The sequence below is a fragment of the Kothea flammea genome (genome assembly GCF_052161645.1).
Taxonomy (GTDB): Bacteria; Planctomycetota; Planctomycetia; order Pirellulales; family Pirellulaceae; genus Laterigemmans.
The window spans coordinates 1,002,730-1,019,511 of sequence record NZ_CP197414.1 but is presented as its reverse complement, the minus strand read 5'-3'; the positions used below and the strand labels follow the sequence as shown (position 1 = coordinate 1,019,511).

Below are 16,782 nucleotides of genomic sequence, written 5' to 3'. Positions count from 1 at the left end.
CCGCATTGAGACGAACTGATCGCGTGCAACCAAACGGTGGCTAGCGCCAAAACCGCTTGACTCGCCGGGACACAAACGGCGGCGGTTTTCGCTGGCCCGACGGGGAGCCAAAGTGGTGCGGGTGGTTTATGATCTACCCGGCAGCGAGTTTCGAGCTGCCTGTTGACGGGATGCAAAACTTTCAGCTTGAGATAACGCAAGATATGGCTAAGTTCAAAATCGGCGTACTGGGTTGCGGCATGATCGCGGAGCTGGGACACCTGCCGGCGATCACTCAATGTCCAGACCTGGAACTGTATGCCTTGTTTGACCTCGATTGGCAGCGGACGCTCGATCTGCAGAAACGCTTCGGGGCTCGGCACGCTTTTCCGACCGAGGAGGCTTTCTGGAAAGCTGGTTTCGATGCCGTCGTGATATGCACGCCAGCTCCGCTGCACCGTGAACATGTGCTGACGGCGGCCGAACATGGCAAACATGTCCTCTGCGAGAAACCGCTGGCTAAATCAGTCGCGGATATCGAGGTCATGCGCGATACGATGCAAGCCGCCGGCCTGTTGTTGGCGACAGGTTTTACCTATCGATTCAGTCATTCGGCGATGGAGATCCGACGCTTGGTGCGAGAGAAAGCGATCGGCGAAGTCCGAGCGCTGCGGCTCGTGTACCTCTGGAATTTGCACGGTAAATGGGAGTGGGATGATCAGGGGCGAATGATCCCGAGCAAGCTGCGCGTTGGTCGCATGCTGGAGGGTGGCCCCATGGTCGATTGCGGAGTCCATCAGATCGATTTGGCTCGCTGGTGGTTAGGTTCCGAAGTCGCCTGGCAACACGCGCTCGGTGTCTGGGTCGAAGATTTCCAAGCTCCCGATCATGTTTGCTTGCATATGGGGCATCGCTGCGGCGCCCACTCGATGATCGAAATGAGTTTTTCGTACAACGCGACCTCGCAAGAGCCCCGGTCGCATTTTCAATACGAATTAATTGGGACCGATGGAGTGCTCCGCTACAATCGCGAAGAACACTCCTTCGAACTCAGGAACTCGCATGGCACTCAGTACCTGCATTGGCACGGCGAGAAGAACTTTGCGGGCATGTATTACGAATTTGCCAAAGCGTTGGCGACTGGCACGCTGGGCGATATGCCCAGCGCGAATGACGCGTTGATGGCCACAAAGATTTCCGAGGAAGCAACGCGGCAAGCGATTCGCGATCGAGCCCGTTTCAGCAGCGACTGCCACTCGACCATGGAAAAGTCAGTTCCACAACCAGCAGAACTAACGCATGTGCCGCTCGATGCAAGCGAACATCCGGAAACCTTTTAAGCTCCGCCGAAAGACGGCGCTCATCCCCAAGCAGCTCCGTTTACCGCCTCGTCGTTCCCGACAGCATGGCTCGCCGCAAATCCTTGTCGACCGGTTTGTTGGATAGCCAGATGCCGAACAGCGCTTTTTTGAAAGCTAGCCCGGGAACATTACCTTGAACTTTGCCATTCTTAACGATGTACAACCCGTTGCTCGGTACATGGATAAAATCGTAGACATCGTTCTTGCTGACTTCGTCTTTGAGCGCGTTGACAAATTGCTCGGTCTCCTTAGCGATCACCTCGGGCTTGCCACCTGTCGACTGCACGAGGCCTTCTTGCAATGACGCCAACAGCGACGATCGGCTGACAAACCGCGAAGTAATCTGCACTCGGATAGCCATGAATTCATCGGCAGCGAGAATTGCCTCCGCGTCACCGCTTGGTCGCTGCAAGTAAAGCCCCATTTCATAAATCTGAATAAATGCCTTGGAACGTGTGCCGGCACCGTTGAGCACCAACTTTTGTCCGCTAACGGTCAGCTCCGCACCAAGCTCCGCTTTGACTTCAATCGGAGTCGCCAAGCCGAGCGCAAGGATCAGTAAGAAGTATTGGCTGCCACGCATGATTCCCTCTGCATAAAGCGAGTAAACAACAGCTACCAGAATGGGGTAGGCACCGTAGTGAATTCGTGCTTCCGTGGGAACAGCGAAATCCGCCGCTCGAAAAATGCCATTTCGCCGACAGCAGCAGGATATAATCAAGCGTCTCCGCCCTTCCCTCCTCCGACTCCCCCCAGGTTTCATGTTTCGCTTTTTTTCCTTAACGATGCTCGCCATTGGTTTGGCGATCGGCAGTTGGTCCCCCAGCACCGCGGCCGAGCCCGCCGCGGAGCGGCCCAATTTTATTCTGATGATTGCCGACGATATGGCGACCGAGGATTGCGGCCCAATGGGACACCCCCATATCCGCACCCCCAACCTCGACCGTTTGGCCGCCGCGGGCATGACCTTTGAGCAAGCATTCTTGACTTGCAGCTCTTGCAGCCCGAGTCGATCCAGCATGATCAGCTGCCGTTATCCGCATCAAACCGACGCCGAGCAATTACATCAGCCACTGCCAGCCGAGCAGATCACTTACGTCGAGCTGCTCAAAAAAGCGGGCTATCACACGGCGGCCAGTGGCAAATGGCACTTGGGGCCGGCGGCAAAACGCGGGTTTGACGCGATCGACGAAGTCTCCTCGGCCGGCTTTCAATTGCCCAGCGGCACCGCCGTGGGCAACGCCGTGATGTCCGATGCGAACAACGCCAGCGGATGTGCCGGTTGGGTCAAGACGTTGCAAAACTGTCCCGCCGATAAACCGTTTTTTTTGTGGTTGGCAGCCGTCGATCCACATCGCGATTATGCCGACGGGATCATCGCTGAACCGCACACCGCAGCCGACGCCGTAGTCCCGCCTTATTTGCCCGACACAGCTGAGGTCCGCAAAGATCTAGCCCTTTACTATGATGAAATCACGCGGCTGGATTCCTACGTGGGGGCGGTGCTTGACCAACTGCAGGCAACTGGCCGGGCGGATAACACCTATGTGATTTTCATTAGTGATAACGGTCGGCCATTTCCCCGCTGTAAGACCACCGTGCTGGACAGCGGCATCCGCACGCCACTGTTCATTCAACACCCTCAACAAATTCCTGCAGGCTCACGAACGCAGGCCCTGGTCAGCACCATCGACATCGGTGCCACGATTTTGGAGCTAGCCAATGTGCAACCGGTCGAGGCGATGCAGGGCCAATCATTTCGCCAAGTCTTATCCGACCCAGCGGCTAAGCATCGCCAGCAGATTTTTGCCGAACAAAATTGGCATGACTACGATGCCCACCAACGCGCCGTGCGAACAACACAATTCAAATACATTCGAAATTTTGCACCCGAATTAACACGCTCGCCCCCGGCCGATGCGGTCCGCAGCCCCACGTTCTTGGAAATGCGGCGGTTGCGCGATGCGGGCAAACTTGATACCTATCAAATGCAATGCTTCATCAGTCCCCAACCAGCCGAAGAACTATACGACGTAGTGGCCGATCCGCATGAATTGGTCAACTTGGCCAATGATCCCGCCCATCAGCAGACATTGACCACGCTCAGAAAAACGCTGGACGATTGGCGAGCGGAAACGTTTGATGCGGCTTACACATTTCGTTCACCCGATGAGTTCGATCGTGAAACGGGCGATCCATTAGCCAATCGCAAGCGTCCCCGTACCGGTAAGTACGATGGTTTTGTGGCGATGTTTAATGGACAAGACCTGAGTGGTTGGAAATTGATCAACTCACATCCTTCGACCTGGAGTGTTGCAGGCGAATTGTTGATCTGCAGCGGCAAGCCGATCGGCGAACTGAGAACGGAACGGATGTATCAGAATTTTGTCTTGGACTTGGAGTGGCGACACATGGTGCCCGGTGGTAACGCGGGGATTTTCGTATGGGCTGATGACATCACCGCGCCCGGGGTTCCGTTTCATCGCGGGATCGAGGTTCAAGTCTTGGAGAACGCTTATGGCAACACAAAGTCTTACACCACGCACGGAGACATTTTTCCCATTCATGGCGCCACCATGAAACCGATTAACGGACGAGGTGGTCAGCGGGCCTTTCCGCTGGAGAATCGCAGCCACCCCAGCCCCGAGTGGAACCACTATCGCATCGTTTGCAACAACGGCGAGATATCGCTCGCCGTGAATGGCAAATTTGTCACGCAAGGTCGCGCGGCTTCGCCCAGCAAAGGCTACATCTGCATCGAATCGGAAGGAGGAGTGGCCCATTACCGGAACGTGCGGATCAAGGAATTGCCCGACACGCCAGTCGATCCCTCGGCCGTGGCAATTGCAGACCGCGGCTACCGCTGTCTCTACCAGGGAATCGATTTGGCGGACTGGAAAACAATGGAGCCAAACGCCTGGCGAGCCAACGACTGGGTGCTCGATTATCGCGGAGGGAATACGGACAGCGGAGAGCCAGCAAAGCCAGCACCGCTGACAACCCTGGCCCAATTCAGCGATCTCAAGTTCGTCGTGGACGTGCGGCCGTCGGACGAATCGGGGACAATTTTAATCGCCGTCGCCGGAGTCGAACTCCGCAGTGATCGCCCGGAACTGGCTGAGGCTTTGAGCAAGCCGGGTCAGTGGAGCCGGTTGGAAGGCCGCATCGCCGACGGCAAATTGGATCTCACCGTGAATGGCACAGCGGTAATCAGCGGCCAAGCCTTGTCGCCAGGCCGAACCGCCGGACCGTTCAGCTTGGCCGCCGAGGGTCCGACTTCGTTCACCAACATTTATGTCAGCGAGTAAGGATCATGCGACGTCGGTCGAGCATGTCAGTCGAGGATGTCAATTTGCTCGACATCCTCGACAACCAACTGCTTGGCCGAATTATGCACGCTGATCACGCCCCGCACGCGAATGCTGTGGTTGAGGAACGTCTCCAAGTTGGCATTCGCGAGCGGCCCAGTGAAAGCCGATCGATTGACAACGATGGTGAAATTTCTGGGGTTGCGAAAGTTGGGCTCAGAGTTGAGCAGCAGTCGATCGCGTTCTCCCAATTCGCGACCACTCTTGACCAGCAGTTGGACAGCCACCGCCGCCCCTACCGCGGCCGCGTTGGCGGCCGCCGGATCGAGCACCCCGCTGGGCAGCGGAGTCGGCAGGGGTTGCGCTTGCAATTTGCTCAAAGGTACTCGTGACTGGATGGCGACCTCACCATCTTCGTGCCGCAATTGCAAAGCGACCAGCGGATCGGTTGCGGTCCAGTCGATTTCGATGGAACCGAAATGGTTGCCATAAGGCAGCGCTGCCACGCGCAAGCGGTTTGCTTCCACTTCACGCCAACCTTGCGTCGCCTGGTTCAGCCCGCTAGCGGTGATGTCGTAGAGGGGATAACCGACGCTGGCTGGATCGACCGAAATCTCGCCGAGGTGACGATCGCCGCTGATGATGACCACGCCGCTCGCCTGCGTTTCCCGAATCAGCTCATAAAGCCTAGCTTGCTCGCGGGGCATGTTGCCCCATTTTTCAAAGGGATGGTCGTTGCTGAGCACTTGGATGCTGCTGCCGATGATTCTTAATTCGGCCGGTTGCCGCAGTTGTTGCTCGAGCCATTTCCATTGGGCTTCGCCGAGCATCGTGGCGTCGGTCCCGTCGGCCGTGATGTATGGTCGGGCGCGAAAGCCCGGTAAAGGAGTGTCGGCTTTCGCCAGTTCGCTGCGAAAGTAGCGAGTATCCAACATGATGATCTGCACTCGCTGACCCACCGGGCCGATGGTTTGCGAATGATAGATGCCGCGTTGCGAACGGCGGGGCGAATCGGCTGGCGTGGCAAAGAAGTCATGAAACAACTCTGCCGCCACATCTTTGTGCTCCCATTCGACTCCGGCATCGTTGTTGCCATAGTCGTGATCATCCCAAGTCGCCATGATCGAAACGTCACGTCGCAAGCGGGCAAAATCAGGTAACAGGGCCAACTGCTGATAAGATTCAGTAATTCGCTCGGGGGTCGCCGGCTTCAGTTTCCCATCGACCAAATCGGCGTAGATGTTATCGCCCAGCAACAACAACAGGTCCGGGTCATAATCGGCGATGGTTCCCCAAATTGGACAGGGCTTAAACTGATTGGCACAAGAGCCAAAGGCGATTCGCTGGACGGGGCCAGTTGCTTGAGCGGGGCTATCAGCCGAGCAGGTTGCCAGTCCGATCCCGGACCAGTTGGCTGCCGAAACGAAGAGGATCAGGCAGCAGGTGGCTGCCAGTCGTTGTATTTTCAAAATCATTTAGGTTGAGTCCAAAGTTGCCAATTGAATTGTTCGCCAGATTAACGATCCATTGGCACTTTGTCTCGTGAAGATTCCGAGAAGGCCGGCATCGAGCTGGCTTAGCCGCCACGCGCCAGCGTGCGGTTCTCGGAGGCGCACGCTAGTGCTCACCGACCCCTCGCATTGGCTGCATAAGCGAACCAAGTGGTGACAAAATTCTGCAGGGGAACTCGAAAGGCAGTGGCGAAGGCTTCGTCAAAGGGGGCTCCCGATTCGAGATTTGCGAGCAACCGATTCAGTTCGCGGCTGTACGAGCGATCGAGCATTGTTTTGCCGATCCCATAACCGAGCACATCCGTTTCGGCTGGGGGCAACCGCCCGTCGATCAACTCCTTGGGTTGTTTCACCACGCGGAGGGCAGCCGGAATGGCTGCATCCCATTGTTGGATTTCGGGCAGTTCACGACCAGCCAACCTGGCTGCCACGGCTCGACCCAGCCCCTCGCGAAACCAACGGGGTCCCGAACCCCGCATCGCCAATTGGATGCTGGCTAGCGGCGAGATCAACCGGGGCGCCAATGCTTCTTTGGTTATCTCGCTGGGAGCCACCAGGGAAACGTAAGCATCGACACCATCAAAATTCCAGTGGACGCTCCACTCCGCCGGCAAATCACGCCCTTCGACCATTTTGGAAAATTCACCGTACTCGTACCGCCTGGGGAAGACGAACAGCGTAATGCGACCACGCACTTGAGCGTCACCGGAGTCCAATTTCTGACGTGGTTTTGGCAGCGTCGCCATGACCTGCTCGAGCGCTTCGCTGGCCGATTGGGCGAAGACTTCCAGTTGCTCCTCAGATTCGGTGCCAAACACCAATACATCCTTGTTCTCCACAATTGTCGGTTGATCGCGAGTCTCGGCGGAAGCTCCGAGCTTCCAATTTTCGATCGCCAGTTCACGACGCCGTGAAGCCAACTCCTGGTGCGATGCTTGTTTGGCCCAGGCCTCGACCACCATCACCGGCAACCGCTGGTCGGGACTTCCACCACTATCGAGCGAGGCCCCTTCGTCGATCCATTTGCTGATCAGCTGAATCGATTCGGTGGAGAGAGCCGGTCGCCCGCCGGCCGGCATCCGCTGGCCTTCCTGGCCGCGCAGTTTACGAACCAACAAACTGCCGTCGCCATCGCCCACGTTGATTGCCGGCCCGCTGTCGCCACCGCGCAGCAACTGGGCCAGCGAGTTCATGTTGAGTCCGCCCACAATTTGCATGGCGTCTATGTGGCAACCGCTGCAGTTCTCCACCAACAGGGGAGCGACTTGACGGACGAAGCTGACCGTCTCCGATCCCGTGGCGGCGGTGACTTGTGGAGGCCTCACATTGGGCATCGCCGCGTCGGCGGCGGGAGCTGACGAGTTGGCAGCAACCAAGTTTACCAGTGGCGCCGCGGAATTCGCTCCATCGAATTTGGCCCCCGCACTAACCCACTCTTTAAGCATGGCCAGCTCCGCAGGCGTGACCGAGCCGCCACCGCGAGGCATGTCGCCAGTTTCGATCGTTTCAATCAAGCGGCTGCCGATCGGATCGCCGGGGAAAACCACCACACCGGCCGGTGGTCCCCGCATCAGCACGGCGAACGAGGAGAGCGAAAAGCTGCCGCGGTTGCCGCGGATGTGACACTGGCCACACTTGTCGACCAACAACGGGGCAACTTGATTGACAAAACTGATCCCATCCTGTCCGGCCTGCATCCCGGCTGCCGCGGGAGGGGACGTGGTCTCCATCCCAGCCGCGTCGGTGGCGTCCGGGTCAGCCGGTGCTTGCTCGCGTGAGCGGCGCGGAGGTGCCGCGACAGGTGCCGCGTAGTCGCGCCAGGGTTCACCGAAGCGGGGGCGAGCGAAAGGCGGCAAGACGACTCCTTCGAGTTGCAGCAGCGCGTGGGCCCGTTCGATTTGCACGAGAATCGACTCGGCTTTCGTGAAAGTTTCTTCATCGGCGTCTTGCAAACCGGCTCCCGCTTTCCGCATCGCCACCAATAATTGCTTACCCGCCGTCTCAAATTTTTGTTGTTGATAAGAGAGTCCAGCCGCCCGGACCGCATCAAAGGCGGCCCGCAGCGAAGCCCGCTGGGCCGGCGTGATCTCGACCGCCGGCAACCGACTGGCAAATCCGCCCGCGAACAGAAACACAACGGCCAGCATCACCACCACCTGCAACCGGGCTGGCAGCAAATGGGCGAGTCGCGTGGAAGCCCTCTGGAAGTGGCGGCGCATGGGCGATCTCGATCGGGGACGAGCTGGGGAAAATGAAAGCAAGTCAAACATGAGTCGCGAGAACTCGATAAGAAAACGCTAAAAGGTCAGACAATGTACACTTGCAAGGTGGAAACTCTTTGGACTATTGTAGACAACCATGAACAAGTTGCTGACTTGCTACCGATTTTCGTTTAGCCGCTCCCGGATTTCCGTGGGTCGGTGAATTTCAGCTCGTCTGCTTCAATTTCACCACGATTTTCAAACCCCGGCGATCCTACGATCTCCGGGGTTTTTTTATGATCTGACCCAAACCATGTGGTTTTTTCGAAGGAAATGTAAGATATGATCGTAGTAATGGAACCGAATGCCAGCCCCGAGCAGATCACTCAGGCGGCCGAGCAAGTCAAGCAATTGGGGCTAAAAGCCAACATCATCCAGGGAACGGAGCGGACGGTGATCGCGGCGATTGGCGAAGAGCGGGACGGGATGCAGGAGCAATTAGCGGGGGGGTCGGGGGTTTCAGCCGTGATGCCCGTGATGGCACCTTACAAGCTGGCCAGCCGGGAAGTCCAACCCGACGCGACTCAGATTCGGGTGGGACAGTTTTCCGCCGGCGCGGGGAGCGTGGGCGTGATCGCTGGTCCTTGCAGCGTGGAAACGGAAGAGCAGATCCTCAGCTCGGCCCGCGCCGTCAAGGCGGCCGGAGCGACCGCGCTGCGTGGCGGCGCGTTCAAGCCGCGCACCAGCCCGTACAGCTTTCAGGGGCTGAAGGAAGCGGGATTGAAGATGTTGGCCGCCGCCCGCGAAGAAACGGGCTTGGCGATTGTCACCGAGGTGATGAGCACCGATGACCTGGAATTGGTCGCCCAGTATGCCGATGTGCTGCAGGTCGGGGCGCGGAATATGCAGAATTATCGCTTGCTCGAAGCGGTCGGCGGCTGCGATCGCCCGGTACTGCTGAAACGCGGTCCGAGCGCCATGATGGACGAATTTTTGTTGGCTGCGGAATACATTCTCAACGAAGGCAATGAGCAGGTCATGCTTTGCGAGCGGGGAATTCGCACGTTTGAAAGTCACACGCGGTTCACTCTGCCGCTGGCCTCGATCAGCTACCTGCACCGCAAAAGCCACTTGCCGGTCATCATTGACCCCAGCCACGGCACGGGACATACCTACATGGTGCCCGATTTAGCCTTGGCCGCGATCGCCGCGGGAGCCGATGGCCTAATGGTGGAGGTGCATCCGCAGCCAGAAAAGGCGATGAGCGACGGTTATCAGTCGCTGGACTTCGCCGGTTTCGAGTCAATGATGGAACGTTGCCAGCGGGTTGCCGCCGCAGTGGAAAAAAATATAGCCAGTTTTGAAGTAACGGTTTCGTAACATGAGTGCCCAGGACGAGACGCTCGATCGCTACCACGCCTTGATGCACATCAACGCGGAAGCTCAGGTTTTCCGTGTTGCGCGGGAGGTGGGGATCCTTGACCAGCTGCGTGGCGGCCAAGCGACCGCGGCCGATTTAATCGAACGCTTGCAACTGCACCCGCGGCTTGCCCACAGCCTGCTCGAGGCGTTGGTGGCGATGAAAGTGCTGGAGCGGTACGAGGAAGATTACGCCCTCGCCGCCGTGACGCGATTGCTGTGCGAGTACGACCAAGATCTGGGAGACCAGCATTGGCAGCAATTGATCGGTCGCTTGAAAACGGCCGAGGAATCGGGTGAGGCTGCGGAAAATCTCAGTGACGAATCGGCGCAACCTTATTTCGATGCCGCTACGGCGACGCAGTGGACTCACACCGGGGCTGCCAAACAGGCCGCCGAGTTGCTGGACATTGGTGGGGAACGTCAAGGCAAGCACATTTTGGACCTCGGCTGTGGTTCGGCCGTGTGGAGCGCGGCGATGGCTTTTGCCGACCCAACCACGCGGGTCACGGCGGTCGATTTGCCGCAACGGATGGCCGCCGCCCAGCGTACCGTCGCTTCGATTGCGGTCACCGAACGTTATGAAATGCTCCCCGCTGACCCGCAAACGGTCGAATTACCGGCAGATTCTTACGATATTATTTTGCTCGCTGGACGCCTGTCAGGCCACCATCCAGGAGCCGACGACCGGGTCTTTCAGCGGCTACACACCGCACTTCGCGAGGGGGGAGAGCTGGTCATCATTGACCTCTTCCAAGGCCCAGGAGAAGTTCGCGTGAACGAAGCAATTGAGGCTTTGCGGTTGGCCAGCATGACCAAATCGGGCAAAATACGCGACGCCGAGCAAATGCGGCTAACATTACTGGCCACTGGCTACAAGCACTGCCAATTCGCCTTCCTTGCCGCCAGCCGTCAAGGCTACGGATTATTGCTGGCGAGAAAAAACCTCTGAAGGTACGCGTTGACAGAAAAACCCTTTGCTTTCTAACATACGGGGCTTGGTCTCAAACCTCTCGGCGAAGAACCTTTTTAAAATCCGATATTCGCGTAGGCGGTAGCGCGGTTCTCCGCCGGTTTTGGATAGGTTCTAACTTATTATCAACTTAATCATTTCATAAAGCTTACGAAGTCATGGCTGTCCCCAAACGTAAACATTCGAACAGTCGTACCGGCAAACGTCGATCGCACGATCGCCTCAAGCCGCGACAACTTGGCTATTGCCCCAAGTGCAGCTCGCCCCACCCGACGCACACGATTTGCCCCAAGTGCGGGTATTATCAAGGTCGCACCTTGGTTGAGATGGAACAACAGTAGCCGGCAATGGATGCAGAGCGAATTGGTTTCTTGTTCCCGGGTCAAGGTGCGCAAACCCCCGGCATGGGGCGTTCGTTGTACGAGCGCCATGCGGTTGTGCGTAGTTTGTTCGATCAAGCCAATGCGGTGCTCGGGTATGACTTGAAAGCAATCTGTTTCGAGGGGCCTGAGGAGCAGCTGAACGCGACTGAATTTAGCCAACCGGCCTTGTTTGTGACCAGCATGGCAGCGGTTGCCGCGATGCGGGAAGAGCATCCGGAGTGGTTGGAGCGTGCCGAAGCGGCTGCCGGATTGAGTCTAGGCGAGTACACAGCCGTCTGCTTTGCCGGTGGGCTGAGCTTTGAAGAAGCTTTGCGGCTAGTGCAGCGACGTGGTCAAGCGATGCAAGCGGCAGCCGCGGAGGAGTCCAGCGGGATGTCGAGCGTGCTTGGCTTGAGTGTCGAGCAGGTGGAGCAGCTTTGCCAGCAGGTTCGCCGCGAGGGCGAAGTTTTACAGCCGGCAAACTTACTTTGTCCGGGGAACATTGCCGTCTCCGGACATCTTTCGGCGCTCGAACGTTTGGTTCCCGCAGCAACCGAGATGGGCGCGATGCGAGTGATTCCGCTGGCCGTGGCCGGCGCGTTCCACACGGTGTTGATGCAACCTGCTGTGGCGGCATTGCAAGAAGCGTTGCAAGCGGCGGCACCGGTGGACACGCAGATCCCGGTCTACAGCAACGTCGACGCCGCTCCGCACCGAGAAGCGGACATCGTTCAAGATTTATTGACTCGCCAGGTTGTCAATCCGGTGCGTTGGGAGGACAGTTTGCGGCAGATGGTGCGCGATGGCATCGACGGATTTTTAGAAGTCGGTACGGGGCGAGTGCTGCGAGGCACTTTGAAACGAATCGACCGCAAACTGGCAACCGAAGGTTTTGGTGATTGAATCACCGCCCGTGCTGCCCATCCCCCAAGGTTTCGCAGCCAACCACCTTTAGCGATCACCCCACCTTTAACGATCATCACTGACCTCGACACTCTACGAAATAGAAAACACCGATGCAACTGCCGATCACTGCCGATCTGAAAGGCCAAGTAGCCATTGTCACGGGTGCCTCGCAAGGTTTAGGCAAAGCGGTTGCGGAGGCTTTGGGCAGCAACGGCGCGACCGTCGTCTGTTTGGCCCGGAACGCGGAAAAATTAGCCGGCACGGTAGCTGCAATTGAAACCGCCGGCGGCGCGGCCGAAGCGATTTCCTGTGACGTGACCGACCGGGCTGCGGCGGCCGCCGCTATTGAATCGGCGCATGAAAAATATGGGCGGCTCGACATCCTCGTCAACAACGCCGGGATTACTCGCGACAAATTGTTGCGAGGGATGAGTGACGAGATGTGGGATGACGTGATCGCCACGAATTTGACTAGCTGTTTTGTCTGCTGCCGGGCGGCCGCCACGTTGATGCGCCGCGCCAAGTATGGCCGCATCATCAACATGGCTTCGATCTCGGGACTGATCGGCAATCCGGGCCAAGCCAACTACTCGGCCAGCAAAGCGGGCATGATCGGCTTGACCCGCACGCTCTCGCGAGAATTGGCCAGCCGCGGCGTCACGGTCAACGCGGTAGCCCCCGGATTCATCGAGAGCGACATGACGCGCGAACTGGGCGAGGTCGTCTTGGCCGAAGTCCGCAAACGCATTCCCGCCAACCGGGTGGGAACTCCAGAAGATGTGGCCGCCGCTGTGCTATTCCTAGCCAGCGGTGGAGCTTCCTACGTGACTGGCCAAGTATTGGTCGTCGACGGAGGCATGACGGGCTGATAGTGGAGAGTCCAACGGGTGCCGCAGCATTTTTCATCGCGGCGCGCGTATTGACGCGTTTTACACGCATCCCCTATCTTCTCGGTCAACACGTAGCTTTCCGGTCCGCGCTGTGTCGACCGGCGGCGGGGGCTCTAGAATTTTTCTAGAGATCCTGAGACGATCCAACTGAATCCTCAGAACTGAAAACTCAGAACACCTCCGAGACAGTAGTACTAACACCCGATTGGGAGAAATGATCGATGGCATCGGTCGAAGAACGCGTTGTAGACATCGTCGCTGAGCAATTGGGCGTCGACAAAGATAAGATTACCCGAGAGACCTCGTTTGTGAACGATCTCGGTGCCGACTCACTGGACACCGTGGAGTTGGTGATGGAACTGGAAGAGGAGTTCGATATTAGCATCCCTGACGACGCAGCAGAGAAGATTCAGAAAGTCGGCGAAGCCATTGACTATATCGAAAAGGAAAAAGGGGACGACGCCTGAGCGTCGTTTCTTTCCCGTCATCCGCACCAGCCGCCGAGGTTGACTGCATCCCAAGATATCAAGGTGGATGCGGCCGCGCCCGGTGGCTGTTTGTGTTGATGCCAAGCTGTATTATTGGCTGGTCGTGATGGTTGCAGGTAGTGAATTCGCAAACGAGTTTTTCCGATGAAGCGTAGGGTTGTCGTCACCGGGTTGGGCGTCGTTACATCGATGGGATGTGATGTCGATGGCATGTGGTCGGCGCTCATCGACGGCCAAAGCGGAATCGGTCCCTTGTCGGTCATCGATACGGCTCCGTTCAAAGTACATTTCGGCGGTGATATTCCCGAGTTTAACTTGGGCGGCATCGTCGAACCCAAAGAAGCCAAGCGGCTCGATCGCTTTGCCCAATTCGCCCTGCACGGGGCGTGGCAAGCGGTGCAGCACGCTGGTTTAGATTTCTCTCAAGTTGCCCGACATCGCTGCGGTGTGATTCTCGGATCGGGCGTGGGCGGCTTGATTGAAATCGAAGCGCAAACCGAAAAACTGGTTACGCGAGGTGCCGATCGCGTCAGCCCCTTTACCGTGCCCAAAATGATGCTCAACGCGGCCGGTGGCAACGTGGCCATCCATTACGGTCTGCGGGGCCCCAACTATTCTGTCTCAACCGCTTGCGCCAGCGCCTCCAACGCGATGGGCAACGCCTTGCAGTTGATTCGCGACGGCTATTGCGACGCGGTGATCACCGGCGGCACCGAAGCGGCGATCACCCGCGTTGGTCTGGCCAGCTTTCAAAACATGAAAGCGCTCTCGATGCGAAACGAAGCGCCCCAGCAAGCCAGCCGCCCCTTCGACGCCGAACGGGACGGGTTCGTGCTTAGCGAAGGGGCCGGCATTCTGGTTTTTGAAGAACTCGAAGCAGCGCTTGCCCGCGGGGCCAACATCTTGGGCGAAGTGCTGGGGTTCGGCAGCACCTGCGACGCGGGCCACATTACTCAACCCGATGCGGCCGGCAGCGGTGCGGCAGCCGCCATGGCAGAAGCATTGGTCGACGCCGAACTGCAGCCCCAACAAGTCGACTATATCAACGCCCACGGAACGAGCACACCGCTCGGTGACAAAGCGGAAACGCAAGCCATCCGTCGTGTATTTGGTGAGGCGGCCCAACAGATTTCGATCAGCAGCACCAAGAGCGCACTAGGGCATTTGCTCGGCGCCAGCGGTGGCGTGGAGGCGGTGATTTGCTTGCGTGCTTTGGCCGAGGGGATCATCCCACCGACCATCAACTTGGAAAATCCCGACCCCGACTGCACCCTCGATTACACTCCGTTGACCGCCAAGCGGCGGAACTTAAGCGTGGCGATGAGCAACAGCTTTGGCTTTGGTGGCCACAACGCCAGCATCATCTTTGGAAGGTATTCGTAGGGGGCACGAAGCGATAGCTGCCGCCATTTTCTTTGGCAATCGCTTGCAGCTGGGCTTCCCCCTCGCGATTGTGAAAACCGAGGGTGTGAATTCGCGAACGCGGTTTGGGGCCATCGAGTAATGTCTCGACAATGTTCCCCTCGCGAATTAACGGCATCACGCGCTGGGACATCTGACCGTCGGTGAGCAGAAAAATGCTGTCCGGTCGCAACTCAAATGCGAACTCCAAAGCTTGTTCGGGCCATTTCCCCGGCTGCATTTCAATCGTCATCGCCCACCTTCGCAAGGCGGCTTTGTTGGCCTCCGTGGCGTAGACCGAGCGACTGGGCGAGCTGGTTGGATCGTCCAGCCGCATGCGGAGCGTCTGTTCGCCAAAAAAGATCACGTAAAAACGCTGCTCTGCAGTCAGTTGGTCGACCGCTCGCAGTAACTCACGCCGCGCCACGTCAAAACCATCGCGAGCAATTTGGTCCATGCTGCCCGAGTTGTCGACCAGGTAAACAAAGTGGTTGCCGCCACCGGAGAGTCCAAAAAATTGGCTCGCCATATCGCTCGGTTGGCCGCCCGCCGGACTGCTCAACAGGTCGCCAAAATCGGTCGCTGCCGGGCCGCTGGGACTGATCACGGCGGGCTGGGTGATATCGAACGAGGTGCTGACAATTTCGCCGACCGCATCGAGCGTGGGTTCAACCATGTCGGGCACATTTGCCGGTTCCGCCGCCGCTGGCTGCTGGGCCTGCTCGAGTTCGATCTCGGCGATCGGCTCTTCATTCGGCTGGGTGGCCGCGGCGGAAAGTGCCAGTTGGTCCTTGGGCGGCTCGATCGATATCGTGATCATCGCCAACAGGAACAACAGCATCGCATGCACAACGGTACTGAGCAGCCAAGCGGCCCGGCGACGGCGGGGTCTGGAGTTGGTCGCGGCCGGACCATCAGCATCCAGCTTGTCGGCGGCCAACTTATCTACGGCCCCCGCTTGCCAACCTGTCGCCACCGGCGCTGGCCCATCCAGCAGACCGGAGATTTCGCTGGAAACGAACTGCAACTGAGACCACCCTGCCCCGCCCGGCTCATTGTTTTCGAGCTCATTGTTTTCGAGCTCATTGTTTTCGAGCTCATTGTTTTCGAGCTCATTGTTTTCGAGCTCATTGTTTTCGAGCTCATTGTTTTCGAGCTCATTGTTTTCGAGCTCATTGTTTTCGAGCTCATTGTTTTCGAGCTCATTGTTTTCGAGCTCATTGTTTTCGAGCTCATTGTTTTCGAGCTCATTGTTTTCGAGCTCAGCTGGTGCAACTTCGGCCAACTCAATTTGGTTGCCAGTATGCGTTACTGGAGTCAATTCGGTGGGAGTAAATTCAGTGGCAGCATCAGCCACGCTGGGGGGCGTGAAACCTGAAGCGGCTGCGGCGTGCTCGACTCCCTCTGCTTGTTGCACGGCAGCCAGCATTGCTTGCCAGGAGATGGGAAACGGCCCGCCAGCCGTGGTTGACGGGGAGTTGACTGGGGCGATGAGAATTGTCGACTGAGAGTGCTGGGCTGTGGCAACGGGCCGGGCTGTGGCAGTCGTCGGCAGCGACCACGAAGTTGGGCCCGCGAACCGCTGTGCTGCTGCCGTGGTGTTTTCTGCCGTGGGGACTGCTGCCGTGGGGACTGCTGCGGCTGCTTGCCTGCGCGCGGCTTGGCGGAGCAAGAGTTCGACTTCAGCGGCCCGCGCGTCGAGCCGGGCCGCTTCCGCCGCGGCCCGCAGGCGGAGCAATTCCAGTTCAAGTTCTCTGGGGCAAGGTTGGTCGGGCTGCCCGCTCGCGTCGCTGGAATTGAGCATCTTTTTTTCCGAGTTCGGAGAACCTACTGGCCAGTTAGCCACTTAGTCTAAGCATTCGAGGTAGTCTGGCTAGCGATTGCTGCGGAAATTCATCTTGGCCTCAAGCGGCTTGGTTTCTATGCTCTCGGTTCGCCCAGAAATCCAGACCGCATTGGTGGTCGCCCGCGGGACAAAGGATG

At 58.1% G+C, this 16,782-nt stretch carries 13 protein-coding genes; 9 read left to right on the top strand and 4 right to left on the bottom strand.

Annotated features, from left to right (window positions below):
• Positions 1-203 precede the first annotated feature (203 nt).
• Positions 204-1,319, top strand: coding sequence for a Gfo/Idh/MocA family protein (locus tag SH139x_RS03555; RefSeq protein WP_488353910.1), 1,116 nt, complete (start codon positions 204-206; stop codon positions 1,317-1,319).
• A gap of 40 nt (positions 1,320-1,359) precedes the next feature.
• Here the strand turns inward: SH139x_RS03555 and SH139x_RS03550 are convergent, their stop codons facing one another.
• Positions 1,360-1,923: a chalcone isomerase family protein gene (locus tag SH139x_RS03550; protein WP_488353909.1), complete on the bottom strand. Its 564-nt coding sequence runs from the start codon at positions 1,921-1,923 to the stop codon at positions 1,360-1,362.
• 178 nt (positions 1,924-2,101) lie between these two features.
• Between SH139x_RS03550 and SH139x_RS03545 the strand changes: the two genes are divergently transcribed.
• Positions 2,102-4,648: a sulfatase-like hydrolase/transferase gene (locus SH139x_RS03545; RefSeq protein WP_488353908.1), complete on the top strand. Its 2,547-nt coding sequence runs from the start codon at positions 2,102-2,104 to the stop codon at positions 4,646-4,648.
• Positions 4,649-4,674: 26 nt separating this feature from the next.
• Here the strand turns inward: SH139x_RS03545 and SH139x_RS03540 are convergent, their stop codons facing one another.
• Together SH139x_RS03540 and SH139x_RS03535 are read right to left on the bottom strand one after the other, a co-directional pair.
• The gene (locus SH139x_RS03540) at positions 4,675-6,123 is read right to left on the bottom strand and encodes an alkaline phosphatase D family protein (protein WP_488353907.1); all 1,449 of its coding nucleotides are present in this window, start codon (positions 6,121-6,123) and stop codon (positions 4,675-4,677) included.
• A gap of 149 nt (positions 6,124-6,272) precedes the next feature.
• Positions 6,273-8,378 (bottom strand): c-type cytochrome domain-containing protein, encoded by a 2,106-nt coding sequence (locus tag SH139x_RS03535; protein ID WP_488353906.1) that lies wholly within the window; start codon positions 8,376-8,378, stop codon positions 6,273-6,275.
• A gap of 324 nt (positions 8,379-8,702) precedes the next feature.
• Between SH139x_RS03535 and aroF the strand changes: the two genes are divergently transcribed.
• From aroF to fabF, 7 genes are all read left to right on the top strand, one after another.
• Complete coding sequence (aroF, locus tag SH139x_RS03530) at positions 8,703-9,740, top strand: 3-deoxy-7-phosphoheptulonate synthase (RefSeq protein WP_488353905.1); 1,038 nt, start codon at positions 8,703-8,705, stop codon at positions 9,738-9,740.
• A gap of 1 nt (position 9,741) precedes the next feature.
• Positions 9,742-10,731: a methyltransferase domain-containing protein gene (locus SH139x_RS03525; protein WP_488353904.1), complete on the top strand. Its 990-nt coding sequence runs from the start codon at positions 9,742-9,744 to the stop codon at positions 10,729-10,731.
• A gap of 179 nt (positions 10,732-10,910) precedes the next feature.
• Entirely contained in the window at positions 10,911-11,093 is a 183-nt protein-coding gene (rpmF, locus tag SH139x_RS03520) for a 50S ribosomal protein L32 (RefSeq protein ID WP_488353903.1), read from the top strand.
• Positions 11,094-11,099: 6 nt separating this feature from the next.
• Positions 11,100-12,017, top strand: coding sequence for an ACP S-malonyltransferase (gene fabD, locus SH139x_RS03515; protein WP_488353902.1), 918 nt, complete (start codon positions 11,100-11,102; stop codon positions 12,015-12,017).
• A 113-nt stretch (positions 12,018-12,130) separates the two neighbouring features.
• Positions 12,131-12,889 carry a 3-oxoacyl-[acyl-carrier-protein] reductase gene (gene fabG / locus SH139x_RS03510; RefSeq protein WP_488353901.1) on the top strand — a complete coding sequence of 253 codons (759 nt, stop codon included), beginning with the start codon at positions 12,131-12,133 and terminating at the stop codon, positions 12,887-12,889.
• A 242-nt stretch (positions 12,890-13,131) separates the two neighbouring features.
• On the top strand, positions 13,132-13,377 hold the full coding sequence (locus SH139x_RS03505; RefSeq protein ID WP_488353900.1) for an acyl carrier protein: 246 nt from the start codon (positions 13,132-13,134) through the stop codon (positions 13,375-13,377).
• A gap of 165 nt (positions 13,378-13,542) precedes the next feature.
• Entirely contained in the window at positions 13,543-14,781 is a 1,239-nt protein-coding gene (gene fabF / locus SH139x_RS03500) for a beta-ketoacyl-ACP synthase II (RefSeq protein WP_488353899.1), read from the top strand.
• On the opposite strand, the gene SH139x_RS03495 is transcribed toward fabF, so the two are convergent.
• On the bottom strand, positions 14,759-16,603 hold the full coding sequence (locus tag SH139x_RS03495) for a vWA domain-containing protein (protein WP_488353898.1): 1,845 nt from the start codon (positions 16,601-16,603) through the stop codon (positions 14,759-14,761). The two genes, fabF and SH139x_RS03495, sit on opposite strands and share 23 nt — an antisense overlap.
• Positions 16,604-16,782 lie beyond the last annotated feature (179 nt).